Raw genomic sequence first — 23631 nt, 5'->3', positions numbered from 1 at the left:
CCGGCGTGTCCGGCGCTACGAAGCCTGACCTTACCTGTGAGGGGCATCCGGCGGGTGATGATCTTTTGCCGACTGGTACTTTTGCCGCTGAGATTAGTAGGACATCCAACCAATTTCATGGACGGAAGGACCTCGCACCCGTGACGGCCGAATCCGACGAAGTCTTGACCCGTGTCGACGGTGGTGTCGGCTTCCTGACACTGAACCGCCCAAAGGCCATCAACTCGCTGACCCACAACATGGTCACGATCATCGCCGGCGCCCTTGATCAGTGGGCCGACGACGACGACGTCCGGGCGGTGGTCCTCGCCGGTGCCGGCGAACGCGGCCTCTGCGCCGGCGGTGACGTGGTGGCGATCTACGACAGTGCTCGTGCCGACGGCGGCTCCGAAGCGCGCCGCTTCTGGCTCGACGAGTACCGGCTCAACGCCCAGATCGGCAGCTACCCGAAGCCGTACGTGGCGATCATGGACGGCATCGTGATGGGCGGCGGCGTCGGCGTCGCGGCCCACGGCAGCGTCCGCGTCGCGACCGACACCTCGAAGATCGCCATGCCCGAAGTCGGCATCGGCTTCGTCCCCGACGTCGGCGGCACCTATCTGTTGTCCCGGGCGCCCGGACACCTCGGGTTGCACGCCGCACTGTCCGGCGCGCCGTTCTCCGGAGCGGACGCCATCGCGCTCGGGTTCGCCGACCACTACGTCCCGCAGGTGCAGCTCGAGGGACTCGTCGCCGCGATCGTCGAGGACGGCGTGGACGCCGCCGTCAAGGCCTTCGCGATCGATCCACCGCCGAGTCAGCTTCTGACGCAACAGTATTGGATCGACGAGTGCTATGCGGGCGATACCGTATCCGCCATCATCGACGCCCTGCGCGGCCGCGAGGAAGAAGACGCCAAGAAAGCCGCCGACCTCATCGCCTCCCGCTCCCCGATCGCAGCATCCGTCGCCCTCGCGTCGGTGCGCCGCGCCGCGCGGCTCAACACCCTCGAAGACGTTCTGGTGCAGGAGTACCGAGTGTCGTCGGCATCGCTGAAGTCCCACGACTTTGTCGAGGGCATCCGCGCACAGATCGTCGACAAGGACCGCAACCCGAAATGGAATCCGCCGTCACTGGCAGCGGTGACCGAGCAGGATGTGGAACAGTACTTCGCGCCGGCGGACCCGGACCTGACCTTCGAGGAGGACAAGTGAGCCCCCAATCGAGCTTTGAAACCATCCTGGTCGATCGCGACGAGCGGGTCGGCACCATCACGCTCAACCGGCCCAAGGCGCTCAACGCTCTCAACAGCCAGGTGATGGTCGAGGTCACCACGGCCGCTGCGGAATTCGACGCCGACCCGGGGATCGGCGCCATCGTCATCACCGGCAATGAAAAGGCGTTCGCCGCCGGCGCCGATATCAAGGAGATGGCCGGCCTCTCGTTCTCCGAGGTTTTCGACTCCGACTTCTTCGCGGCCTGGGGCAAGTTGGCCGCGGTCCGCACCCCGACCATCGCGGCGGTCGCCGGTTACGCCCTGGGCGGCGGGTGCGAGCTGGCGATGATATGCGACGTCCTGATCGCCGCCGACACCGCGAAGTTCGGCCAGCCCGAGATCAAGCTCGGCGTGCTGCCCGGGATGGGCGGCTCGCAGCGGCTGACCCGCGCCATCGGAAAGGCCAAGGCGATGGATCTGATCCTGACCGGCCGGACCATCGACGCCGCCGAGGCCGAGCGCAGCGGTCTCGTGTCGCGGATCGTGCCCGCCGACGACCTGCTCACCGAGGCGAAGTCCGTCGCGACGACGATCTCGCAGATGTCGCGCTCGGCAGCCCGGATGGCCAAGGAAGCCGTCAACCGGGCCTTCGAATCCACCCTGACCGAGGGCCTGCTCTACGAGCGCCGGCTGTTCCATTCGGCGTTCGCCACCGACGACCAGACCGAGGGGATGGCCGCCTTCACCGAGAAGCGCCCTGCGAACTTCACGCACCGCTAAGGTGCTGACGTGAGCGTCGCCGAGTCGGAGCCGACCGAAGCCGCCGCCGACCCGGAGGCGGCCGCCACCGAGCCGGAAGATGAGTTCAAACCGGACTGGTGGCAACGGCGCTACACGTTCACCGGTAGTGCTGTCGGCCTGGCCTTCCTCGGCCTGTCCCTGAGTCCGTCGCTGCTGCCGCGCGGGCCGCTGTTCCAGGGACTGGTCAGCGGCGCCGCCGGTGCGGTCGGTTACGGACTCGGCGTTTTCGCCGTCTGGCTGGTGCGCTTCATGCTGTCGCGGCCCGCCAGCCCGCACCCGCCGCGGTGGGCGTGGCCGGTGCTGGTCGTCGTCGGAGTCATCTGGCTGGTCCTCACCATCTACTGGTTCCACGTCTGGCAGGACCACGTCCGCGACCTGATGGGCGTGCCTCGGCTGCAGTGGTACAACTACCCGCAGGCCGGGATCATCGGCGTGGTCGTGCTGTTCTTGTTCGTCGAAATCGGCCAGCTGGTAGGCAAACTCGTCAGATATCTGGTGCGTCTGCTGAATCGCTATGCCCCACCGCGCGTTTCATTCGTGGTCGTGGTCGCGATACTGCTGAGCCTGACGATCGCGATCCTCAACGGCGTGGTGGTCCGAGGCGGAATGAGCTTTCTGAACAGCACATTCGCCTCGGTCAACGACGAGATGGATCCCGACAACCCCGCACCCACCACGCCCCTGCGCTCCGGCGGCCCCGGCTCGCTGGTCGCCTGGGACACCATCGGTCATCAGGGTCGCACCTTCGTCGCCGGCGGACCCACCGTGCAGAAGCTCACCACATTCAACGGCGCTCCGGCGGTCGAACCGATCCGGGCGTACGCAGGAAAGAACTCCGCCGAGGGAATCAAGGCCGCCGCCGAGCTCGCCGCCCGAGAGCTGGAGCGCGCCGGTGGGTTCAAGCGCAAGGTCATCGCCGTCGCGACGACGACCGGAACCGGCTGGATCAACGAGGCCGAAGCTTCCGCACTGGAGTACATGTACAACGGCGACACGGCGATCGTCAGCATGCAGTACTCGTTCCTGCCGAGTTGGCTGTCGTTCCTGGTGGACAAGGAGAACGCCCGCCAGGCCGGCCAGGCCTTGTTCGAAGCGGTCGATGCGCGGCTGCGCGCGATGCCCGAGGCGCAGCGGCCCAAGATCGTGGTGTTCGGCGAGAGCCTGGGGTCCTTCGGCGGTGAGGCGCCGTTCCTGAGCCCGAACAACATCATCGCCCGTACCGACGGGGCGCTGTTCTCCGGCCCGACGTTCAACAACACGATGTGGGACGACGTCACCGTCAACCGCGATGCCGGCTCCCCGATGTGGCTGCCGATCTTCGATGACGGGCAGAACATCCGGTTCGCGGCGCGCCCGGACAACCTGGGCCGCCCCGACAAGCCGTGGGGCTATCCGCGCATCGTCTACCTACAGCACGCGTCCGATCCCATCTCGTGGTGGAACCCCAATCTGCTGTTCGCCGAACCGGATTGGCTTCGGGAGACCCGCGGATACGACGTGTCGCCGGACATGTACTGGATCCCGATCGTGACGTTCCTGCAGGTGTCGGCGGACATGGCGGTGGCCGTCGATGTGCCCGACGGGCACGGGCACCGCTACGTGCGTGACGTCGTCAACGCCTGGGCGGCGATCCTGCAGCCGCCGGGGTGGACACCGGAGAAGACCGACCGGCTGCGCGCACTCGTCACCGCGCCGGAGTGAGCTCACTCAGTTCGGCGAGCACGCCGGCCTCGGCCAGCGCGTGGTAGCCCCCGACGACGTCGGTGGCCCGGTGCAGCCCGAGGCCCTGTAGCGCGGCCGCGGCCAGGCTGGAGGTGTATCCCTCCGAACACAGCACCACCCACTCGACGTCGTCGTCCTTAGCCTGGGGCAGTTTGGCGTCGCTGGTCGGATCGCACCGCCACTCCAGCACATTGCGTTCGACGACCAGAGCGGCCGGCGTCTCGCCCTCGGCGGCGCGCTGCGCGGCCGGGCGGATGTCCACCAGGATCGCGCCGCGGCGCAGCGCCGACGGAATCTCCTCGGCTGCCAGCCGGCGCAGCCCGCCCCTGGCGTCGTCGAGGACGCGGTCGATTCGGCTGGTCATGACTTCATCATCCTTCAGGACCGTCGGTCAGCTCGGTGCGGGTCCGCCGCAGTGTGTTGCGTTCGGTCACTTCGTAGTACGACATCGCGCTCAACGGCGGCGAGTAGGCGTGCACGCTCAGGGTCTCCGACGGGGGCGCCGCGACGGCCGGCGCGCCGACCACGTCGTGCACCCAGCCGAGCGGGAAGGCCGCCTGGTCTCCGGCATCGAGACGTCGGCGGTGCAATCGCTCACCGTCCCAACGGTATTCGTGCAGCGCGCCAGAGAGCACGGTGAGCGCACCGAGGGATCCACCGTGGTCGTGCAACTCGGTGGTGTGGCCGGGGACCCAACTGATCAGCCAGACATCGAGCTCGTCGTCGGCGTGCAAGCGGGTGTACCACCGTTCGTCGGTCGGCGGACCACCAGCCGGCAGCAGTTGATCGAATCGACCACGCAGTACGTCATCGGCGTACTGGTCGGTGGCATGCATCAGGTCGGGCAACCGCAGCCGAGTGGGTGCGGAAACGGCTGGTGCGACGGATGGGAACGTGGCAAGGGAAAGGGCGGCGCCCGAATACGGCATGACAGGTGACTTTCGGCAGAATTGCAGGGGCAGATCGGGGGGCGGCTAACGCCGACAACACTCCCGAAACCCACTGCGCTCCGTCATGGCCGCCAGTGTTGCATAGATTGAAATCATGCGCGCCCACCGATGTCGCTCCCTGTCCGTCGTCGCGGCGTGCGCTGCGGCCGTTGCCGCCGTGCTGACGGCCTGCTCGTCGGGTGGCGGCGGACATACCCCGGCCTCGGCCCCAGCGCCGTCGGGCAGCGGGATGTCGACGGCAGCGGCGTCACCGTCGGGCACGATCGGCGTGTCGCCGGGCGGAGTCACCACCCAGATTGACGCGCCCGCTGAATCGACCGAAGAACAATATGCGCAGGCCTGCATGGCCACGAAGAAGTGGATGGACGCCAAGGGCGGCGACCCGGCGGCGTTGGTCGAACCGTTCCTCAAAGAAGTGCAGAGCAACGCCACCCCCGGGCCGGCGACGTTCAACAGCACGTGGGGGCAGCTGTCGACGGCGCAGCAGGCCGCGGTCATCGTCGCGGTGAAGGCGGCCGCCGAGGGCGGCTGCTGAGCGTTGCAATCACGGGTAGCAAAAGTCCGCCACCGCGTCGGATTACTGCCAGCAGGCACTCAGTTGCTGCCAGTGGAATTATTTGTCTGACCTCGCGGTTTACCCCGTTGTAATCGATCGGCGAGAGCCGCTCGGACGAGGAAACGAAGAAGAGGCAGATCATCATGACCAAGTACGCGGTCGCGGGCCTGCTCGGCACCGCGATGAGCGCGCTCGTCATCGGCTTGGCCGCTCCCGCGGCGGCCGCCCCTAGCGGGTCCGGTGACACCCGCCACACCACATTCGACTCGCTGGGATACACGGTGGGGAGCGAGAAGCTCGGCACCATCGACGTGATCCAGCGCGACTGAGCGTGGGCGCGGTGACGCGCACCGGAGAAGGGCATCCCGAAAGGGGTGCCCTTCAGCTTTCGGTGAGCAGAATGGAACCCATGGCCGATCACCCCCCTAGCCGCCGGGTCGCACTGGCGCTCGGCAGCGGCGGCGCACGGGGGTACGCCCACATCGGCGTCATCACTGAACTCCGGGGCCGCGGTTACGACATCGTCGGTATCGCCGGCTCGTCAATGGGCGCTCTGGTCGGCGGCCTGCATGCCGCCGGCAAACTCGACGAATTCTCGGAGTGGGCCCAGACTTTGACGCAGCGGGCCGTGTTGCGGCTGCTCGATCCGTCGATCACCGCCGCGGGCGTGCTGCGCGCCGAGAAGATCCTCGACGCGGTCCGGGACATCCTCGGCGATGTCACCATCGAGGATCTGCCGATTCCCTACACCGCGGTGGCCACCGACCTGATCGCGGGCAAATCGGTGTGGCTGCAACGTGGGCCGGTCGATGCTGCGATCCGCGCCTCCATCGCCATCCCGGGCGTCATCATCCCCCATGTGCTCGATGGCAGGCTGCTGGCCGACGGCGGAATCCTCGACCCCCTGCCGCTGGCTCCGATCGCCGCGGTCAACGCCGATCTGACCATTGCGATCAGCCTGTCCGGCCCTGACCCCGGCGGACCCGAGGACACCACCGAGACCCCCGAACCGGGAGCCAGCAGCGAATGGCTGGGCCGATTGCTGCGCAGCACCTCGGCTCTGCTGGACACCAATGCAGCGCGCTCGATCCTCGACACACCCGCGGCCCGGTCGATGCTGAGCCGGTTCGGCACCAGTTCGGTCACCGACGACGGCGAGGACGTGGAGCCCAGCAGTGCTGATCAGCTGATCGACAGTTCGCGGGAAGTCTCGATCCCCAAACTCGGCAGCTTCGCGGTGATGAACCGCACCATCGACATCGCGCAGGCGGCACTGGCCCGCCATCAGATGGCGGCCTACCCACCCGACCTGCTCATCGAGGTTCCCCGAACCGCTTGTCGCAGTTTGGATTTTCACCGCGCCGCCGAGATGATCGCCCTCGGTCGCGAGCTCGCCGCAAAAGCGTTGGACGGCTACCGCCACACCGGTCCGGAGATCATCATCACCCCAGAAACTCCCTGACCGCCGCCGCCACCCGGCGGCCCTGTTCGCGGCCGGCCAGTGCCGACGGGATCCGACAGCGGGGGTCCAGCGGATTGGGCCCGAATGCGGCCAGCGACGCGTCGTCGGCGAAGACGGTGAAGGTTCGCGCGCCGAACGCGGCGATCTCGGCGGCAGTGCCGCTACTGAACGGTGACGGCGCGGATTCGCCTGCCGGCACCAAAATCACCGCCGTCGCGCAGTCGGCGGCCACCCCGGTATGCACCGAACTGCTGACGCCGCCGTCCATGTAGCGCCGGTCGCCGATCGTCACCGGCGGCCACGTGCCGGGCACCGCACAACTGGCGGCCACGGCGTCGACGAGGTCCACCCCCGACGACGACTTGAACACCACCATTTCGCCGGTTGCCGTGTCGATCGCGGTGACGCGCAGATCCTGCTGCGGCCAACGATGTTCGGGAAGCCGCGCTTCGATGACACGCCTGCGGATCGGCTCGCTGACGGTGGGCGTATCCCGGGCGATGGTGCCGATTCGACGCAGTTTCTCCGTCAACTCACCGGGTTGTGCCATCGCCGTCAGGAACAGCGCGGAGATCGCATCGATGTCGACGCCCGAGTCGATCTCCGAGGAGGTCTCGGCCGTCTGGCGTTCGAAGAGTTCCTCCAGCGACAGCGAACTGCTGATCTGGGCGGCGACCGTCGAGCCGGCCGACGTCCCGACCAGGACGTCTGACATCCGCAGGGCCTGCGCGGTCGCCGGGGATTCATCGGCGATCCCGCGCAGAATGCCGGTCTCCCAGCCGATGCCGGCAATGCCGCCGCCGGCCAATATCAGGGCCCGTTTCGTGGTCACAACGTGCGAGTCTGCCAGCTGAGTCGTAAGTGCTTATCGCCGAGGGTCGTTCAGCGAGACCGGCGGCCGGTGCCCGCTACCGCCTGCTTCTCGCGTGGCAGGTTCAGTTCCCGCTCGGCGAACCGCATCGCTATCTCGTAGGCCGCCGTCGAGTCCACTTCCGGATCGTCGAGCGCCACTTGGATCGACAAGCCGTCGAGCAATGCGGAGAACTCCAGGGCGAACATCCGTACGTCCACGCCGGAGTCCAGTTCGGGTGACTGCACAGCATCGACGATCATCCGGCGCCAGCGCGCATCGAGTTCGACCCGGCCTGCCCTGACTTCCTCGTCCCGGAATGCCTGCGCCCACAGGTCGAACCACAGACCCCACGCGCCGGGGATCTCGTCCTCCACCTCGGCAACACACGTCCACTGGATCAGCAGGGAGATCCGTTCCCGCACTGCGGGCACTTCACACAGCATCCGTTCGGCCGCTGCGTAGAACGAATCCTCGGAGTACCTCAGCGCGTCCACGAGCAGCCTGTCCCGGGTGCCGAAGTAGTAGATGACCAACGCCGAGCTGACTCCGGACCGCTTGGCGACATCGGAGATTCGGGTTTCGGAGAAGCCCCGTTCACAGATGAGCTCCGCTGCCGCGCGCAACATCTGGGTGCGCCTGGCCTCGTTGTTGTCGTTCGCGGGTGCGGGATCTGCCATCTCGTCGTACTCCCCCTCTGCGGCGCCGGCTCCTGCGACGAGAACCTAATACTCAACCAGATTGAACAGTCAGTCAATCACATCGGCCCGAGGCAGATTCATCGATGATGGGCTTCGAGCTCGGTGCCCTGAAACCCCAAGGGCTCCAGCCCAATTCAGCCCGTCGACGCTGCTCCGGTCACGACTTCAGCAGGTAGTCGGAGAGGGTGCCCAGCGCCTGACTGGCATAGCCGCGCCAGATTCGGGCGAACACCGGCAGCGCCGGAGCGGTCAGCGCCGACTTCGGGTGCAGAGTCCACCGCCACGTCACCACGGTGGCGCTGCCGTGCTCGCTGAATTGCCAGAGTCCTTCGACGTGGTCGATCAGCGGCGCCATCGCACCCTTGACGTCGGTGAGGGTGTAGCCGAAGGCATGTGGCGCATCGACGCGGGTCAGCGTCTCCCGCATGCCCCCTCCCCCGGTCAGGGCGATCCGACGGGTCTGCCCCACCGCCGACCAGTCGCCGGTCTGGTCGTGCACGGCCTTGATCGGCGGAATCGGTCCATACCAGCGGTTGAACAAGGTGGGCAGCGGCATCGGCAGCGTCTTGGCGAACGCGTCCGGTACCGCGACGGGAATGGCGCGGGACTGCTGAACGACGACGGGGTGAGCCATCTCGTCGATGTTAGTCAGCGCGCGAGCTGCGGCGCCGCCCGTCCGGTGATCAGCGGCAGGTCGAAGAAGCTCGCGATGCCGGGCTCGGCCGCACACGTCGCCGCGATGGAGTTGACACAGTGCGCGGCGGTGGCCACCACGCCCGGATTGCTCACCAGCCCTTCCTCGACACTCTCCGGCTGCCAGCCCTTGACCGTGACGAAGGTGTTCGGATTGCCGCGCACCTCCATCTCGTAGCGTTCACCCGCCGGTCCGAAAGACCATGCGGGATCGAGGTTTTCCTCGCCCATCAACCAGTTGACGGTGATGCGAACGACGACCGTGTTGGTCACCACCGCATCCCAGTGGAACCGGCGTCCGGCGACCTGGCCCGGTTCGATCACCCCGATCGGCGAGTCGATGGGCGCAGTCGCCACGGCCACCTCTTGGGAGGTCCGGATCAGGGGCTCGGCGGCGAAGCCCAGGCGGTCGACGATGAGCCGAACCGACTGGAAAAAGCCGCCATTGAGCAGCTTCTGCATGGGGCCGGTCAGCGCGCTCTCCGGGGTGCCGCCAAAGCCCATCACGTGACGCAGCACGTCAGGTGCTCCGTAGGTACGCAGATCGGAGAACTCCTCCGCACGCACGTACGTCACCCCGGTGGACATCACCGACAGCAGCAGCGGAAACAACTCGGTGGCCGCACCCGGTCCGATGCCGGCCCCGTGCAGCGTGGCGTTGCCCTCGCGGGCGGCGGCTTCCAGTGGGGCAGCCTCGGATTCGCTCGGGTAGAACCAGCCAACCGGGCTGACGACGTTCTTTCCTGAGCGCAGCAGCGCGGTCACCTCGTCGAGATTCGGCAGCAGCGGCGCGTAGATCACCGCGTCAGCGTCCAGGGCCAGGATCTCCTCGATGCTGTTGGTCGCCCTGACTCCAAGGGGCTCGGTGCCGATGATCTCGCCGACGTCCCTGCCGGCTTTGTCCCCGGAATGCACCCAGCAGCCGGCCAGTTCGAGGTCGGGATGCTCCAGCACACCCTTGATGGCGGCTATCCCGACCGACCCGGTAGCCCACTGCACGACCCGCAACGCCATTGGTGCTCCTCGGGAAAACGAGAACGTGTTACCAGCGGCTCTACAGTAGCTGGATCCTCAGCGCGGGTGACGCTTACTGCCGGCCGTGCCCGTCGCCTTCGCGCTCGCCGGCTTCATCAGCTTCTGCTTCGCCGGTGAGACCTTGGTTGCCGCCTGCGCCGCGGCTCGTCCGCTTCTCGCTGTCGGCGTGTCCACCGTGTCGACCGTCGCCTCGGCCGGCCGGCCGCTGGTCCCCTGGCGCCGATCATTGCGGTAGTACGCCGAGTCGATGATGGGTCGCAGCACCCCGGTGAGACCGTCGATGACGTTCTGTGGCACACCCAACTTCTTGAGAGGCCGCAGCAGCGGGAGATCGGCGGTCGGGATCAGGTAGGTGGTGGTGGTTCCGTTCAGCGCATTAGTGGTGGAGGTGATGTTCTGCGGTGGAACTTTGGAGAGATCGGCAAACATGGCGTCGTAGTGAACCGAGCCCCACTCCTCGAGTGCGTACTGATTCACGATCTCTTCGGGGATGATCTGCTGGAGCAACCCGGTGCCCGCCATCGCGTTGAGATCGGCCAGCACGTTCCACCAGCGGTCGGGCCAGTCTCCGATGCCGTCGTACTCGCCCTTGATCACCATGACGTTGTACTTGGTCTCCGGAACGACGGGGGTGTAGTCGAAGATCGGCAGTTTGACTCCCTGAAACCCTTTGAACGCTCCGCGGTTGGCGTCTCCCATCACCACGAACGAGAGTTCGTTGGCGGGCGGAGCGGTCGGGTCATTGGCGAGCAGTTGCATCTCTTGGTCCACAACGACCGTGGTGCCCGAGGCACCGATGACGATTTTCGGCCCTGCTGTATGTCGAATCGCGTCGTCCATGATCGTGAGGCCAACTGCGGCCGACTCACCCAACGTCAGCGTGCCGTTCCATGGCGCCATCTGGCCCGGCCAGGGCAAACCGATCACGTCGTCCACGTTGGCGAAGTAACCGCCCAGCACCGTTCTGATCAGAGCCGGGTCGACGTCCTCATAGCCCAGGCCGCCCATGGCCAGCACCGTGGTGGTCAACGCCACCTCGGATGTGACCGCCGCGATGCGATGGAGTGGGCCGGTCACACCGGCCGTCACCGAGGCGGTGATAGCCACGCCTGCGATTACGGCCACGGCGCGCCTGGCCATCTTGTCAGCCATGGTGGGACCCCCTGTCCTGGCGACCTCTGCCGGCCACCGAAATCGGCTAATTCGAATTTGCCCAACCCGTCAATTCGGACCTAGGGACTTTGGACACGGGTATCCCCGCCGTCGGTCCCCGCCATGTGGGCCGTTGTGTCGGGTCGGCGCCGCCGGCAATCGGTCCGGTTACGCTGCGGGTGCAGACAAGCTGAAGGGAATTTCCGCATGGGGTCGAAGGGACGCGTTTACGTCATCGGGGTCGGGATGACGAAGTTCGAGAAGCCGGGCCGCCGTGAAGGCTGGGACTACCCCCAGATGGCCAACGAGTCGGGCAACAAGGCGCTGGCCGACGCGGGCATCGACTACGCGGACGTGCAGCAGGGCTATGTCGGCTATTGCTCGGGTGACTCCACGTCCGGACAGCGCGCGCTCTACGAGCTCGGCATGACCGGCATCCCGATCGTCAACGTCAACAACAACTGTTCGACGGGTTCGACCGCGTTGTACCTGGCCGCGCAGGCTATCCGCGGCGGACTCGCCGACTGCACGATCGCCCTGGGTTTCGAGAAGATGCAGCCCGGCTCGCTGGGCGGCGGCGCAGAGGACCGCGAGTCACCGCTGATGCGTCACATCGTCGCTCTCAACGAGACCGACTCGATGACGTTTCCGGTGGCCCCGTGGATGTTCGGTGCGGCCGGCCGCGAGCACATGAAAAAGTACGGCACCACCGCCGAGCACTTCGCGAAGATCGGCTACAAGAACCACAAGCATTCGGTGAACAACCCGTACGCGCAGTTCCAGGAGGAGTACACCCTCGACGACATCCTGGGCGCGAAGATGATTTCCGATCCCCTGACCAAGCTGCAGTGCTCGCCGACCTCGGACGGCTCGGGCGCCGCGATCGTGGCCAGCGAGGAGTTCGTCGACCAGCACGGCCTCGCCGGTCAGGCTGTCGAGATCGTCGGACAGGCGATGACCACCGACTTTGAGTCCACCTTCGACGGCACCGCCGCCAACATCATCGGCTATGACATGAATGTCAAAGCGGCACAACAGGTTTACGAGCAATCCGGTCTCGGTCCTGCCGATTTCCAGGTCATCGAGCTGCACGACTGCTTCTCGGCCAACGAGCTGCTGCTCTACGAAGCCCTGGGCCTGTGCGGTGCGGGTGAGGCGCCGAAGCTGATCGACGACAACGACACCACCTACGGCGGACGGTGGGTGGTGAACCCGTCCGGTGGGCTGATCTCCAAGGGGCACCCCCTCGGCGCAACCGGCCTGGCGCAGTGCGCCGAGCTGACCTGGCAGCTGCGCGGCACCGCCGACAAGCGGCAGGTGGACAACGTCTCTGCGGCGCTGCAGCACAACATCGGTTTGGGGGGCGCGGCGGTCGTCACCGCCTACCAGCGCGCCGAGCGCTAGGACAGGTGCGTGACGTCGTAGGCGTCGTCGGCGTGCCGGGAGCGGATCGTCTTCTTGTCGTACTTGCCCACGCTCGTGCGTGGGATCTCGTCGACGAATGTCCAGCGCTCCGGCAGCCACCACCGAACCACCTTGTCGGACAGAAAGTCTCGTAGCTCCTGCGGCGAGGCTTCGGCGCCTTCGTGAAGCACCACCGCCGCGAGCGGACGTTCCTGCCAACGCTCGTCCGGCACCCCGACCACCGCGGCCTCCCGTACGGCCGGGTGGGCGATCAGGTGATTCTCGAGTTCGACCGACGAGATCCACTCACCGCCGGACTTGATGACGTCCTTGGCGCGGTCGGTCAGGGTGATGTACCCCTGCGGATCGATACGCCCCACGTCACCGGTGCGCAACCAACCCGACTGGAACTTCGAGTCATCGGTGTTCCGGTAGTAGGAGCCGGTGATCCACGCGCCGCGAACCTCCAGCTCGCCAACTGCCTCACCGTCGTTGGGTAGCATCGCACCCTCGTCGTCGACGATGCGCGTTTCCACACCACACAACGGCCGGCCCTGGGTGCCGCGGAGCTCCCACTGCTTCTCGGGCGGCAACCCCGGTGGCGGCCAGGCCAACGTCGCGATCGGCGAGGTCTCGGTCATCCCCCACAGCTGGCGGATCTCGACATCGAACTTCTCCTCGAACGCCTTCATCAGCGAAACCGGCACGGCCGACCCGCCACACGACACCAGCCGCAGTGACGAGATGTCGTGACCGGGGTTGCGGTCGAGGTGATGCATGACGTCATTCCAGATCGTGGGCACTGCCCCGGCGACCGTCGGACGCTGGGTCTCGATCAGGTTCACCAGCGACGCGGGATCCATGAAGCGGTCCGGCAGCACCAGATCCGCCCCGGCCATCAACGCTGCGTAGGGCAGGCCCCAGGCGTTGGCGTGGAACATCGGGACGATCGGCAGGGCCTTGTCGGAGAAGCCGAGTCCGAGTCCATTGCCGCTGCAGACGGCCATCGAATGCAGGTAACTCGACCGGTGGCCGTAGACCACACCCTTCGGGTGGCCGGTGGTTCCGCTGGTGTAACACATTGCGGCGGCAGAGTTTTCGTCGATGTCGGGCCAGTCGAACTCGCACGACTCGGCGGCGGTGACCTCGTGGTAGCGCACCACCCGCTTGCCTGACGCTTCGAACGGTGCCAGGTCACCGTCGCCGACGGCGATCACGGTGTGCACCGTCTCCATCTTCGGCAGGACCGGCGCCAGGATCGGCGCCAGCGACAGGTCGGCGATCACCACCTGGTCCTCGGCCTCGTAGGCGACGAACTCGATCTGCTCGGGAAACAGGCGGATGTTCAGTGTGTGCAGCACCGCCCCCATCGACGGCACCGCGACGTAGGCCTCGAGGTGCTCCTGGTTGTTCCACATGAACGTGGCAACACGGTCGTCGCCGGTGACCCCGAGGCGACGCAACGCGTTGGCCAGCCGGCCCGCCTGCTGCCCGACCTGGTGGTAGGTGGCGTGGCGGTAGCCGCCTTCACCGGTGGCGGTGGTCACCGTCCGGTCGCCGTGAACAAAGACGGCGTAGCGCAAGATCGCGGCAACGGTCAACTGAAAGCTCTGCATCGTGCTTTGCATACGCCCGAATCTAGCGCGACGGACCACCCGGCAGGTCTGGGATCGCCTACCCGGTCAATGCCATCGGCGACCGGCGGCGCGTCGGCCACCGGAAGGCGAACCGGCGGCGCGGCGGCCGACGGCGCGGAGCCGGCGACCGGAGTAGCTCGAGCTCGACGGGATCGAGTTCGTCGGCAGCCAATTGCGGTGTGCTCCGATGCGCGAGCACTCGGCCGAGGTCGGCGTCGAGCAATTGGCGCATCATGTCGGCGGCCTGGCGCGGGTGGGCAAGCATCCAGGAATGGTGTGCGCCCGGAACGCGGTAAAGGGCTGCGTCGGCCCGCTCGGCCATGTCGACGGCGTTCTCGAACGGCACTACCCGATCCTTTTCGCCGTGCACGACGATCGTCGCCACATCGTTGTCGCGCATTGCCGCCAACTTGGTCGTGAAGTCACCGGAGCCGAGCAGCGCCCGCAACGACCCGGTCAGTCCGAGCGGCGCACGGGCGTTGCGGGCCAGTGCGCCCGCCATCAGCCGCATATAGCCGGCCAGTTCGTTGATCGGTAATCGTCTCGGATCGCCCTGCGCGTCGACAGCGACAGCGAGCAGGCGTTCGGCCAGCGCGCGCGGCGAGCGGCGCCCGGGCGAGATCGATTCGTCGAACGGTGCGCCCGCGGCAGCGTTGAGCAATACCGCGGCCAACACCCGTTCGGGCGCGCGGGCGCCGAGGTCGACGATCATCCGGCCACCCATCGAGTGACCGAGGAACACCGCCTTGCCGATGCCCAGCGCATCCAGGGCACGCAGCGTCAGATCCACCCGGCCTTCGAGGGTGGCCTCGGCGGGCAGCGTCGGCGTTCCCCCGTGACCCGCAGCGTCCAAGGCGATGACGGTGAATCCGAGACCGCCCAGGCGGCTCAGCAGCCGCAGGTATGCGCGCGCGTTGAGGCCGTAGCCGTGCAGAAACACCAGCGGCACGCCCCGTCCGCCGATCGAGATGCCGACGCGGTGGCCGTCATCGAGGCGCAGGACCTCGTGCCGGAGCCGCACGCGCGTGCGCGACGGCAGTTCTGTGGTCGTCACCGGGGTGGAATTCACCGCAAAACCGGTTGGCACACTGTGGCGTTGGCAACTGCTCGACGTGGGTGTGAGCAACTCGCCTGGCGCGCTTGCAGTTTCGTCGCGACTCACTGCCTGAGGCGGAGCGCACAAAGGCCCGGCCAACACCGTCGGCCGGGCCTCTGCGGATGTGTTACTGGTGCGACTCTTGTCGCTTCTCTTGGGTCTTGGCCTCGCCGCGGGCCTTCTCGGCCTCGGCTTCCTTGGCGGCAGCGTCACGCTGCGCTTCGGCCTTGTCCTGCTGGGCCTTGCCCTCTTCGGTGAGGTCGCCGCGGCCGGTCACGGTGCCGACGGCTTCCTTGGCCTTGCCCTTGACGTCTTCGACGACGCCCTTGATGCCCTCTTCGGGTCCACTGTTGCCCATGGGTCCTCCTCGATGACTGTTGATGCGATGCGGGATGAGGCGCATGCGCGCCGACGCATCCCGCGCGAGCAGGCGCACCTTGCGGCGCCGATCTTCGTTGACCGTCGCCCCACGCCCGTCCGGGGGTTCGGGTTCCCGGCACCGCAGTGGCTAAACAAACCCCAGGCCGGAGCGGCGGCGGGAACGTTTTCGACAGCAACGACGATGTAAGAGGTGGATCATTGGGTCGGACAAGAGGAGGCGCGATCATGCGGACCGCATTTGCGCTCGCCGCGGTGGCGGCAGTGGGTGGCATCATCGCCGGACCGGCCGCGACGGCCTTGGCCGACAGCGGCGCTCAGGCCACGATCAGCCAGCTGCAGAGCCAGGGGTACACCGTCAACATCGACCGCATCGGCACCGGTCCCATGTCGAAGTGCGTCGTCACCAACGTGCGCAACCCGCAGACCGTCACCCAGTGGGTGCCGTACACGGGGCCCGGCCGCGGCAACGATCGCACCATCCTGGTGCCGGTCGTCACCAGCCAGACGATCTCGGTGTCACTGGACTGCAGCGCCCACTAGCGCGCTAGTCGAGATCGACGCGGATGGTGAGCAGGTTGTCTCCCATCGCGCGTACCGCAGCACTGTTCATCCGCGGAAGTTCGGCCAGCCGCGCCCGCGCGTCGTCCTCGGGTAGGACAACTGCGGTGCCGGTGTGCCAGCGTCCGCGAACGCGGACCCGCACCCGCGGGTTGGCCGCGATATTGCGCACGTATTGCGATCGATCACCGAATTCCGAGACCAGCCAGAACTTGTCTCCGTCCAGCCGCCCGCCAATCGGGGTGGTCCGCGGTTGTCCCGATTTCCGCCCGGTGGTTTCCAGCAGGGTCTGGATCGGGATCAGCCGCATCATCGGATTGGCGAACCGCCGCTGAACGAAGTTGACGACGCGCTGCCGTGGAGTCGAGGTCATGACTCCATCGTGGCAGGCGGATCAGGAGGCCGCGACGGCCAACTGCGGCTGCTGAGCCGGCGGATCCAGCCGAACCGCAGTGATCGCGCCCGTGTAGTCCGCTGCGTACAACCGGTTGCGGACGGGGTCGGCGGCCAGGCAGGAGAGCTGCGGGCCGATGACGACACTGTCCACGATCTCGGTGGTGGCGGTGCACATCACGACGATCTCGTCACGGTCGACGATGTAGGCGCAGGCGCCTCCGCGGCCGAGCACCAGCTGCGTGGGGACGCCGCCCATATCGATGGTGTCGGCGACCCGGGCGCGGGCGACGTCGATGACATGGATGGCGCCACCGAGCTCGGCGTCGCAACCAGTGGCGAACACGGTGCGGCCGTTGGGCATAACGGCGATGTCACCGATCGATCCGGCGATCGGAATGCCGGCTCTGACCGTGCGGGTCTTGGTGTCCACAATCGCGAGCATGCCCCCCACCGGCGTGGTCAGCGCGGCGAACAGGCGGCTGCCGTCGGCGTTGATTCGGACCGTCTCGATGGCGGCGCCCGGCGCGGCGGGAATCGCGATGCTGCTGACGGAGCCGGACTCGATGTCGATGACAGCGATGTCGACCGTGTCGTCCCCGGTTCTTCCGACGTAGAGCACATCGCCGACCGGGCTGACGGCCAGGCCGCAGATGGTCAGGTCGAATGTCTTGGCGGCCAACGGTGCCGCAGCGCGGGTGTCGACGGCAACGACGGCGTCCTCGGCGTTGGAGGCCGCACTCACGTAAGCGCGGTCACCGACGATGACTGCCGAATAGGGCTCGCTGAGCCCGTCGATCGTCGCAGTCACCGACAGCGTCGCCGTGTCGATGACGCACACCACGTCGGCGCCGTAGTGGGCAGTGACGAGATAGCGGCCGTCGGAGCTGACGGCGATGTCACTGACGGGTCCGTGCCCGACCGAAAGCGTGCGCGCGACGGTCATGACCGGCGCGGCGATCGGGTCGGTCAGCGGCTCCAAACCGGCGCTGCCCAGCAGTTGCGGCAGCATGTCACTGATCGGCGCGCGACGGATCGTCGGCAGCGACGACAGCCACAAAGAGTGTTCAGCGGCGACCCGCTCCGCCACCGCAACACCGGTGACATTCGACCCTTCCGTAACTCCCGTTGTGTTTGCCATGGTCTCGCACCTCCGGCGGCCTGTACTACGCCGCACATTGTCTTTAGTCGTTTTCGCGTTACCTGCCGGTAACTGCCTTGATCGAGTGTAGCGAGTCAATTCATAGAGAATTCGCGGCTTTTCAGAACCCATTACGAAGCGCCCCGAAGATCTCAGCAGACGCTTAGGCAGGGATCGTTATCAATTTGTTGCAATAGCCCGGCGCCCACGCAAAAACACTGTCTGCGCTGCGTCTTCACTGTGATTCAAGATCACAAAACGAGCAACCGAACATGACGCGGGCTTAGAAATTCTTACCGGCGCGAACCCGAAAGAGGCAGAGATCACAATGCCTCAGTCGCGTCTAAATTCTTAAGGAAATTCCTTAAGAAATTGACGCCCGCGGAGGTCCGGCACGACCTGCCGGGCCGATCGCCGATCTTGAACACGAGCATGTTCGCTGATCGGCGTGGTTAGCGAGTGAATCTCAGCAATTCGCCAGTGGTTCAGGTCACACCATCTGTTCGACGGTCTCCCGGCTGCGGACCGGATCGCTGCCCAACACGTAGGACGGTTCGGTGTGGTCGACGGCTGTGCCCTTGGCGACGCGTCGGCACGCCTGCCGAAACTCTGGCAGCGGGTCCAGTGCGAGATGCGCGCCGTTGAGCGCGGCCCAGGTAGCCGCGCGCCGGGCGGCACGTTCGACCGGATGCGGCGGCTGGTGACCGAGCATCTGCGCTGCCCAGTCCGGCATGCTGTCGCGGATCGCCCAGTCGAAGAACTTGGCTTCCTGCGGGACATCCGGGTTGTTCTGCAGATTAGGGCCGGTGAACATGGCCGCGCCGTGGGTCAGCGCCAGCTTCGGCAGGTACGAGCGCAGGCACTCGAGCGTCTCGGCCTTGGTCGCCGGCAGGTCGGTACCGCCGAGCGCATGGCCGACCCGGACGAACTCGCCGTAGTACCGGTCGATGTTGCGCAGCGGCGTCGGGTGGTAGAGCTCGTGGCCCGTTGCGATCCCCCACACCACGGTGGCGTAGTTCCAGCGCAGCCAATCCGGGTCGTCGGCGTCATAGGGCAGGCCGTCCGGCCGGACCCCCTTGATGGTGTGGTGCATGGCCCGCACAGTCTGGGCGACTCGTTCGGCCGTGGCGGTCGAGCCGTAGGCGGTTCCGATGAAGAACGCGACGGAATGCGCCAGCCGCACACCCGATCCCTTGAGGTCCAGCCGGCCGGTGGGATTGCCATCCTCGTCGTGCTCGACGACCCGGGAATGGTCGGACCCCATCCAGAAGATGCTCGGGTCGAAGCGTTCGATGAACGCGGCGCACTGCAATCCGAAGATCAGCGCGGAGGTGTGCGAATGGACATGCCAGACGGCGCTGCCGGGTCCGAACCACCCCGGGTCGCCCTCGGGTTCGGCGAACTCCAGGCCACGAAAGAACTGCCCGCGGATGTTCTTGTCGAAGTCGCCCCTGATCTTGCGTTCGAGAAGTTGGTGCGGCAGCAGCAGTTTCATCTCGGCCGGCTCCTTTCAGCGAGCGTGCGGTTCTGGTTACGCCCGTAACCAAAATAACACGGCATCAGCCCGGCGGTGTATATCCTCAGCCCATGCCGAGTGCCACCCGGTGGGCAGGATTGTCCGCCGCAGACCGACAGGCCGAGCGGCGGACTCTTCTGGTCCGCGCCGCCTTCGCCTTGTTCGGGGACGGCGGCGAAGCCGCCGTGTCGGTGCGATCGGTGTGCCGGGCGGCCGAACTCAACACCCGATATTTCTACGAAAGTTTCGCTGACACCGACGCACTCCTGGGCGCCGTGTATGACGAGGTGGCAGGAGAACTCGGCGCAATCCTGATTTCGGTGATGGCCAGCGCCCGCGACGGACGATCCCGGTTGCAGGCCGGCATCCGGGCGGTGCTCGACTTCAGCTCCGCCGACCCGCGGCGCGGCAAGATCCTGTTCACGGAGGCTCGCAGCAACCCGGTCCTGGCCGCACGACGCACATTGGCCCAGGACCACGTCCGCGAGCTCGTCCTCGAGGAGCATCGCCGCGCCGCGCCCGAATCCGACCGGGTGGCAACCGAAGTCGGGGCCGCGATGTATGCGGGTGCGATGGCCGAGCTGGCCCAGCAGTGGCTGGCAGGCACTCTCGGCGACGATGTCGACGCCGTGGTCGCCCATGCCGTTCGGCTACTGCTGCCGGCCTGACCGCCGCGATGACCGGACGATCGGATGCGGCCTAACCCCACCGGACAGGCACCGATGGGCAATATTCTGTCGGTAACCGGAACGAGGAGCGCCACGCGATGAACCCCGAAGACGATCCCGAAAAGCGGATTCAGCAACTCGAGCGTCCGTTGACCGAACAGGCGCACACCAGCGAGCTGGGAACCACCGTCCCACCGGGCAGTTGGTCGCCACCCCCGCCGCCCCCACCGCCGTACTACGGACCACCGATGCCGCCGCCGTCGGTCCCATCCGCACCGGGACTTCGCCTCGGTTGGATTGTGTTCGTGCTGTTGATACTTGGGCTCACCGTCGGCGGTGGCGCGATCTTGGTCGCCAACCACCTCAACGCCAGCCGGACCTCACCGGGCCTGCCGACCATCTCCGGTGGCGGTGGCACGTTCACCACGGCCACCCGGCCCAGCCGAAACACCCCGACTCCCCCATCGAACTCGGCCGCCACCGTGGCGCCGCCGGTACCGGGAAGCAACCTCAGCGTCTCGGGCGTCAACGAGAACAAGCGGCTCGCCTGTAACGACAGCGTGGTCACCATCAGCGGTATGGACAACACCGTGGTGATCACCGGACACTGCAGGCACGTTCAGGTGTCGGGCATGAACAATGTGGTGACCGTCGACGCGGCTGACACCATCGAAGCGTCCGGGATGGACAACAAGGTCACCTATCACGGCGGCTCGCCGGAGGTCGACAAATCCGGCTTCTCGAACACCGTCGAGCAGGGCTGAGGGCAGCGCGGCGGGATCGCCTCATCCCCGGCGTGGACAGCGATTCGGTTGCACCGCAGAGGTTGCGCGCCGAGGCATCGGGCGCTGTATGCGATCCACTAGTTCGGGCACGCGTCCGGAGCATCCGCGCGAACCGGGGCGTCAGCGGGAAGCGTGTACGTGAGGACGATCTGCGCTTCGGTGCCCGAGTCGTTGACGACCCGGTGCGGCACGCCCGCCGCAATGAACACCGCCTGTCCCGCACCGTAAGTCACCGGAGCGCATGCGGTCGCCGTCTGCAACGACACCGACCCGCTGTTGATGACCGACAGTTCCGTCCCGGGATGGCTGTGCCATCCGCTGCCTGCGCCCGGTTGCATGACCAGGCTCTGCACCACAAGCGTCGTTGGGCCGTCGGTGGTGATGGATATCGGAGTCTCGGTGGTGCCCTTGGCGATGTCGGTGCGCGCCGCGTCTCCGTCCGGTGGCGTCGCCACAGCGGTCGCGCCGGGCATGGCCGCGCACAACACAAGCACGATCTGGGCGGCGGTCAGCAGTCGCACAGTCATGACACTCCTCGTTGATGGGCGGTTACCCGGACACGCAGCGAGTGTGACGTTAGCGTGAAGTTCACGCGCACAAGCACCGAAATGGGAGGGCAGCGCATGCCGACCGGATGGTTACGCCGAAATTCTCACCGAGGTGCCGCGCGAGCGCTGGCCGCAGTCGCCGCGGTCGCCACCTTGACAATGCTCACATCGGGACTGTTCACCCCCGCGCAGGCATCGGCCGACGGCGAGACCTATCTGATCGCCACCGACACCACCTTCGCCCCGTTCGAATTCCAGGACAAGCAAGGCAATTTCGTCGGAATCGACATGGATCTCATCCGCGCGATCGCCGAGGACCAGAAGTTCAAGGTCGACATCAAACCACTCGGCTTCGACGCCGCACTGCAGGCCGTGCAGGCCAACCAGGTCGACGGCGTGATCGCCGGCATGTCCATCACCGACAAGCGCAAGCAGGTCTTCGACTTCTCCGAGCCGTACTTCGAGTCCGGCATTCAGATGGCGGTACTGAAGACCAACAACGACATCAAGTCCTATGACGACCTGCGTGGCAAGAAGGTGGCCGTCAAGAATGGCACCCAGGGCGCCACCTTCGCGAACTCCATCAAGGACAAGTACGGTTTCCAGGTCGTCTCGTTCGCGGACTCGTCGTCGATGTTCGACGAGGTGAAGACCGGTAACTCCCAGGCCGTATTCGAGGACTATCCGGTGCTGTTGTACAACATCGCGCAGGGCAGCGGGTTCAAGACCGTGGGGCCCAAGGAGGAGCCGACCGGCTACGGGTTCGCGGTGAACAAGGGCCGCAACGCCGAGCTGATCAAGAAGTTCAACGCCGGCTTGGACAACCTCAAGAAGTCAGGCCGCTACGACGAGATCACCAACACCTACCTCAGCGACAAGGCCAACACCGACGACACCTCGTACCTCGGCCTGCTCAAGAGCACCTACCCGCTGCTGCTGCAGGGCCTGAAGATGACCGTCATCCTGACGGTCATCTCGATCGCCATCGCGTTGGTTCTCGGCGTCATCTTCGGACTCTTCCGGGTGTCTCGAGCGATCTGGCTCCGTGCCATCGGCACCACTTTCGTCGACATATTCCGTGGCACACCATTGCTGGTGCAGGCATTCTTCATCTACTTCGGTATTCCGTCGGCGCTGGGATTCCAGATGAGTGCGCTGACGGCGGGCATCATCACGCTGTCGCTCAACGCCGGCGCCTACATGACCGAGATCGTCCGCGGCGGTATCCAGTCTGTCGACAAGGGGCAGATGGAGGCCGCCCGCAGCCTCGGCATCGGATACCTGCCGACGATGCGGAAAGTGATTCTGCCGCAGGCAATCCGGACGATGATTCCGTCCTACATCAACCAGTTCGTGATCACGTTGAAGGACACCTCGATCCTGTCGGTGATCGGCATCGCGGAGTTGACCCAGACCGGGCGGATCATCATCGCGGGCAACTACAAGTCGTTCGAGATGTGGCTGATCATCGGCATCATCTACTTCATCGTCATCATGGCGCTCACCAAACTCTCCGACCGCGTCGAGAAAAGGATCGTGAAATGACCAGCCTCGTTCCCGAGTCCGCCGAGGCGGGGCCCGCCGGCACCGTCATGATCCACATCGACGGCCTGAAGAAGTCGTTCGGCGAACTCGTCGTCCTCGACGGCATCACCACCGACATCAAACAGGGCGAGGTGGTGTGCGTCATCGGCCCGTCCGGGTCGGGAAAATCGACGTTTCTGCGATGCCTGAACAAGCTGGAGGACATCACCGCGGGGAAGGTCGTGGTCGGTGATTTCGACCTCACCGACCGGAAGGTGGACTTGGACAGGGTCCGTCAGCACATCGGCATGGTGTTCCAGCACTTCAACCTCTTCCCGCACATGACGGTGCTGCAGAACGTGACGCTGGCGCCGGTGACCACCAAGAAAATGGACAAGGCCGCCGCCGAGAAGAAGGCAATGGATTTGCTTGCGCAGGTGGGTCTGGCCGACAAGGCCAACGTGAAGCCCGCCACGTTGTCGGGCGGGCAGAAGCAACGCGTGGCGATCGCACGTGCACTGGCGATGGATCCGTCGGTGATGCTGTTCGACGAGGCAACCAGCGCACTGGACCCGGAAATGGTCGGTGACGTGCTTGCGGTCCTGCGTGATCTTGCCGAGGGCGGCATGACGATGGTGGTGGTCACCCATGAGATGGGCTTCGCCAGGGAGGTGTCGTCGCGGGTGCTGTTCATGGCGGACGGGAACATCGTGGAGGACGATTCCCCCGACGAGGTATTCGGCAATCCGAAAAGCGAACGGCTGCAAGACTTCTTGTCGAAGGTGCTGTGACCGACCGCCCCGGCGAAAAGGGGCAGCGATCAAATAGGTTGTGCACAATCTAGTTGTGCCCTATTGTTGTGG

General features: G+C 66.1%; 26 protein-coding genes. 12 read left to right on the top strand and 14 right to left on the bottom strand.

Annotated features, from left to right (window positions below):
* The first annotated feature begins 140 nt into the window (after positions 1–140).
* Genes AB431_RS06220 through AB431_RS06210 form a run of 3 tightly spaced genes read left to right on the top strand, consistent with a single transcriptional unit; the run spans position 141 to position 3697 of the window.
* Positions 141–1193: an enoyl-CoA hydratase/isomerase family protein gene (locus tag AB431_RS06220; protein ID WP_047329194.1), complete on the top strand. Its 1053-nt coding sequence runs from the start codon at positions 141–143 to the stop codon at positions 1191–1193.
* The gene (locus AB431_RS06215; RefSeq protein WP_047329193.1) at positions 1190–1975 is read left to right on the top strand and encodes an enoyl-CoA hydratase; all 786 of its coding nucleotides are present in this window, start codon (positions 1190–1192) and stop codon (positions 1973–1975) included. The genes AB431_RS06220 and AB431_RS06215 overlap by 4 nt, the downstream gene beginning before the upstream one ends.
* Positions 1976–1984: 9 nt before the next feature.
* The gene (locus tag AB431_RS06210) at positions 1985–3697 is read left to right on the top strand and encodes an alpha/beta-hydrolase family protein (RefSeq protein WP_047329192.1); all 1713 of its coding nucleotides are present in this window, start codon (positions 1985–1987) and stop codon (positions 3695–3697) included.
* Here AB431_RS06210 and AB431_RS06205 read toward each other — a convergent pair.
* A complete protein-coding gene (locus AB431_RS06205; protein ID WP_047329191.1) occupies positions 3681–4082 on the bottom strand; it encodes a rhodanese-like domain-containing protein in 402 nt (133 codons plus the stop codon). The genes AB431_RS06210 and AB431_RS06205 overlap by 17 nt on opposite strands.
* 7 nt (positions 4083–4089) lie before the next feature.
* Positions 4090–4647 carry a cysteine dioxygenase family protein gene (locus AB431_RS06200; RefSeq protein WP_082135566.1) on the bottom strand — a complete coding sequence of 186 codons (558 nt, stop codon included), beginning with the start codon at positions 4645–4647 and terminating at the stop codon, positions 4090–4092.
* A 115-nt stretch (positions 4648–4762) separates the two neighbouring features.
* On the opposite strand from AB431_RS06200, the gene lpqV reads away from it, so the two are divergent.
* From lpqV to AB431_RS06185, 3 genes are all read left to right on the top strand, one after another.
* Positions 4763–5203, top strand: a complete 441-nt coding sequence (gene lpqV, locus AB431_RS06195; RefSeq protein WP_047329189.1) for a lipoprotein LpqV — start codon at positions 4763–4765, stop codon at positions 5201–5203.
* A 164-nt stretch (positions 5204–5367) separates the two neighbouring features.
* Positions 5368–5553 carry a hypothetical protein gene (locus tag AB431_RS06190; protein ID WP_047329188.1) on the top strand — a complete coding sequence of 62 codons (186 nt, stop codon included), beginning with the start codon at positions 5368–5370 and terminating at the stop codon, positions 5551–5553.
* A gap of 80 nt (positions 5554–5633) precedes the next feature.
* The gene (locus tag AB431_RS06185; protein WP_047333140.1) at positions 5634–6686 is read left to right on the top strand and encodes a patatin-like phospholipase family protein; all 1053 of its coding nucleotides are present in this window, start codon (positions 5634–5636) and stop codon (positions 6684–6686) included.
* Here the strand turns inward: AB431_RS06185 and AB431_RS06180 are convergent.
* The 5 genes from AB431_RS06180 to AB431_RS06160 form a co-directional block, all read right to left on the bottom strand.
* Positions 6667–7518 (bottom strand): patatin-like phospholipase family protein, encoded by an 852-nt coding sequence (locus AB431_RS06180; protein ID WP_047329187.1) that lies wholly within the window; start codon positions 7516–7518, stop codon positions 6667–6669. The genes AB431_RS06185 and AB431_RS06180 overlap by 20 nt on opposite strands.
* Before the next feature lie 50 nt (positions 7519–7568).
* On the bottom strand, positions 7569–8216 hold the full coding sequence (locus AB431_RS06175; RefSeq protein ID WP_047329186.1) for a TetR/AcrR family transcriptional regulator: 648 nt from the start codon (positions 8214–8216) through the stop codon (positions 7569–7571).
* A gap of 178 nt (positions 8217–8394) precedes the next feature.
* Positions 8395–8871 (bottom strand): SRPBCC family protein, encoded by a 477-nt coding sequence (locus AB431_RS06170; protein WP_047329185.1) that lies wholly within the window; start codon positions 8869–8871, stop codon positions 8395–8397.
* Between the two features lie 14 nt (positions 8872–8885).
* The gene (locus AB431_RS06165) at positions 8886–9944 is read right to left on the bottom strand and encodes a dihydrodipicolinate reductase (RefSeq protein WP_047329184.1); all 1059 of its coding nucleotides are present in this window, start codon (positions 9942–9944) and stop codon (positions 8886–8888) included.
* Positions 9945–10001: 57 nt separating this feature from the next.
* Positions 10002–11117, bottom strand: coding sequence for a PE-PPE domain-containing protein (locus tag AB431_RS06160; RefSeq protein ID WP_052960211.1), 1116 nt, complete (start codon positions 11115–11117; stop codon positions 10002–10004).
* Positions 11118–11324: 207 nt separating this feature from the next.
* On the opposite strand from AB431_RS06160, the gene AB431_RS06155 reads away from it, so the two are divergent.
* Positions 11325–12521, top strand: a complete 1197-nt coding sequence (locus tag AB431_RS06155) for a lipid-transfer protein (RefSeq protein WP_047329183.1) — start codon at positions 11325–11327, stop codon at positions 12519–12521.
* Here the strand turns inward: AB431_RS06155 and AB431_RS06150 are convergent.
* The 3 genes from AB431_RS06150 to AB431_RS06140 all read right to left on the bottom strand — a co-directional run bounded on the left by AB431_RS06150 (position 12518) and on the right by AB431_RS06140 (position 15612).
* Positions 12518–14149, bottom strand: coding sequence for a long-chain fatty acid--CoA ligase (locus AB431_RS06150; RefSeq protein ID WP_047329182.1), 1632 nt, complete (start codon positions 14147–14149; stop codon positions 12518–12520). The two genes, AB431_RS06155 and AB431_RS06150, sit on opposite strands and share 4 nt — an antisense overlap.
* Before the next feature lie 46 nt (positions 14150–14195).
* Positions 14196–15212 carry an alpha/beta fold hydrolase gene (locus AB431_RS06145; protein WP_082135866.1) on the bottom strand — a complete coding sequence of 339 codons (1017 nt, stop codon included), beginning with the start codon at positions 15210–15212 and terminating at the stop codon, positions 14196–14198.
* A 169-nt stretch (positions 15213–15381) separates the two neighbouring features.
* Positions 15382–15612, bottom strand: a complete 231-nt coding sequence (locus AB431_RS06140; RefSeq protein WP_047329181.1) for a CsbD family protein — start codon at positions 15610–15612, stop codon at positions 15382–15384.
* A gap of 248 nt (positions 15613–15860) precedes the next feature.
* Here AB431_RS06140 and AB431_RS06135 point away from each other — a divergent pair, with 248 nt between their 5' ends.
* Positions 15861–16175: a hypothetical protein gene (locus tag AB431_RS06135; protein WP_047329180.1), complete on the top strand. Its 315-nt coding sequence runs from the start codon at positions 15861–15863 to the stop codon at positions 16173–16175.
* A 4-nt stretch (positions 16176–16179) separates the two neighbouring features.
* Here the strand turns inward: AB431_RS06135 and AB431_RS06130 are convergent, their stop codons facing one another.
* The 3 genes from AB431_RS06130 to AB431_RS06120 form a co-directional block, all read right to left on the bottom strand.
* Entirely contained in the window at positions 16180–16566 is a 387-nt protein-coding gene (locus AB431_RS06130; protein WP_047329179.1) for a nitroreductase/quinone reductase family protein, read from the bottom strand.
* A gap of 21 nt (positions 16567–16587) precedes the next feature.
* Positions 16588–17727: a YncE family protein gene (locus tag AB431_RS06125; RefSeq protein ID WP_158423520.1), complete on the bottom strand. Its 1140-nt coding sequence runs from the start codon at positions 17725–17727 to the stop codon at positions 16588–16590.
* A gap of 490 nt (positions 17728–18217) precedes the next feature.
* Complete coding sequence (locus AB431_RS06120; RefSeq protein WP_047333136.1) at positions 18218–19216, bottom strand: oxygenase MpaB family protein; 999 nt, start codon at positions 19214–19216, stop codon at positions 18218–18220.
* Positions 19217–19314: 98 nt separating this feature from the next.
* Here AB431_RS06120 and AB431_RS06115 point away from each other — a divergent pair, with 98 nt between their 5' ends.
* Together AB431_RS06115 and AB431_RS06110 are read left to right on the top strand one after the other, a co-directional pair.
* Complete coding sequence (locus AB431_RS06115; protein WP_047329178.1) at positions 19315–19911, top strand: TetR/AcrR family transcriptional regulator; 597 nt, start codon at positions 19315–19317, stop codon at positions 19909–19911.
* A gap of 98 nt (positions 19912–20009) precedes the next feature.
* A complete protein-coding gene (locus tag AB431_RS06110) occupies positions 20010–20675 on the top strand; it encodes a DUF3060 domain-containing protein (RefSeq protein ID WP_047329177.1) in 666 nt (221 codons plus the stop codon).
* Positions 20676–20773: 98 nt separating this feature from the next.
* Here the strand turns inward: AB431_RS06110 and AB431_RS06105 are convergent, their stop codons facing one another.
* Positions 20774–21223, bottom strand: a complete 450-nt coding sequence (locus tag AB431_RS06105; protein WP_047329176.1) for a cupin domain-containing protein — start codon at positions 21221–21223, stop codon at positions 20774–20776.
* 180 nt (positions 21224–21403) lie between these two features.
* Here AB431_RS06105 and AB431_RS06100 point away from each other — a divergent pair, with 180 nt between their 5' ends.
* Entirely contained in the window at positions 21404–22789 is a 1386-nt protein-coding gene (locus AB431_RS06100) for an amino acid ABC transporter substrate-binding protein/permease (protein ID WP_144418438.1), read from the top strand.
* Positions 22786–23559 carry an amino acid ABC transporter ATP-binding protein gene (locus AB431_RS06095; RefSeq protein WP_047329175.1) on the top strand — a complete coding sequence of 258 codons (774 nt, stop codon included), beginning with the start codon at positions 22786–22788 and terminating at the stop codon, positions 23557–23559. Before AB431_RS06100 ends, AB431_RS06095 begins: the two co-directional genes overlap by 4 nt.
* Positions 23560–23631 lie beyond the last annotated feature (72 nt).

The sequence above is a fragment of the Mycobacterium sp. EPa45 genome (assembly GCF_001021385.1).
In the GTDB taxonomy this organism is placed as follows: Bacteria; Actinomycetota; Actinomycetes; order Mycobacteriales; family Mycobacteriaceae; genus Mycobacterium.
This window is presented reverse-complemented; position numbering and strand designations above follow the sequence as displayed.

Bases quoted from the DNA above. Each gene is read 5' to 3' on its own strand.
- AB431_RS06205 (WP_047329191.1), bottom strand. From the start codon at position 4,082: ATGACCAGCCGAATCGACCGCGTCCTCGACGACGCCAGGGGCGGGCTG.
- AB431_RS06200 (WP_082135566.1), bottom strand. From the start codon at position 4,647: ATGCCGTATTCGGGCGCCGCCCTTTCCCTTGCCACGTTCCCATCCGTC.
- lpqV (WP_047329189.1), top strand. From the start codon at position 4,763: ATGCGCGCCCACCGATGTCGCTCCCTGTCCGTCGTCGCGGCGTGCGCT.
- AB431_RS06190 (WP_047329188.1), top strand. From the start codon at position 5,368: ATGACCAAGTACGCGGTCGCGGGCCTGCTCGGCACCGCGATGAGCGCG.
- AB431_RS06185 (WP_047333140.1), top strand. From the start codon at position 5,634: ATGGCCGATCACCCCCCTAGCCGCCGGGTCGCACTGGCGCTCGGCAGC.
- AB431_RS06175 (WP_047329186.1), bottom strand. From the start codon at position 8,216: ATGGCAGATCCCGCACCCGCGAACGACAACAACGAGGCCAGGCGCACC.
- AB431_RS06170 (WP_047329185.1), bottom strand. From the start codon at position 8,871: ATGGCTCACCCCGTCGTCGTTCAGCAGTCCCGCGCCATTCCCGTCGCG.
- AB431_RS06165 (WP_047329184.1), bottom strand. From the start codon at position 9,944: ATGGCGTTGCGGGTCGTGCAGTGGGCTACCGGGTCGGTCGGGATAGCC.
- AB431_RS06160 (WP_052960211.1), bottom strand. From the start codon at position 11,117: ATGGCTGACAAGATGGCCAGGCGCGCCGTGGCCGTAATCGCAGGCGTG.
- AB431_RS06155 (WP_047329183.1), top strand. From the start codon at position 11,325: ATGGGGTCGAAGGGACGCGTTTACGTCATCGGGGTCGGGATGACGAAG.
- AB431_RS06150 (WP_047329182.1), bottom strand. From the start codon at position 14,149: ATGCAAAGCACGATGCAGAGCTTTCAGTTGACCGTTGCCGCGATCTTG.
- AB431_RS06140 (WP_047329181.1), bottom strand. From the start codon at position 15,612: ATGGGCAACAGTGGACCCGAAGAGGGCATCAAGGGCGTCGTCGAAGAC.
- AB431_RS06135 (WP_047329180.1), top strand. From the start codon at position 15,861: ATGCGGACCGCATTTGCGCTCGCCGCGGTGGCGGCAGTGGGTGGCATC.
- AB431_RS06130 (WP_047329179.1), bottom strand. From the start codon at position 16,566: ATGACCTCGACTCCACGGCAGCGCGTCGTCAACTTCGTTCAGCGGCGG.
- AB431_RS06125 (WP_158423520.1), bottom strand. From the start codon at position 17,727: ATGGCAAACACAACGGGAGTTACGGAAGGGTCGAATGTCACCGGTGTT.
- AB431_RS06115 (WP_047329178.1), top strand. From the start codon at position 19,315: ATGCCGAGTGCCACCCGGTGGGCAGGATTGTCCGCCGCAGACCGACAG.
- AB431_RS06110 (WP_047329177.1), top strand. From the start codon at position 20,010: ATGAACCCCGAAGACGATCCCGAAAAGCGGATTCAGCAACTCGAGCGT.
- AB431_RS06105 (WP_047329176.1), bottom strand. From the start codon at position 21,223: ATGACTGTGCGACTGCTGACCGCCGCCCAGATCGTGCTTGTGTTGTGC.
- AB431_RS06100 (WP_144418438.1), top strand. From the start codon at position 21,404: ATGCTCACATCGGGACTGTTCACCCCCGCGCAGGCATCGGCCGACGGC.
- AB431_RS06095 (WP_047329175.1), top strand. From the start codon at position 22,786: ATGACCAGCCTCGTTCCCGAGTCCGCCGAGGCGGGGCCCGCCGGCACC.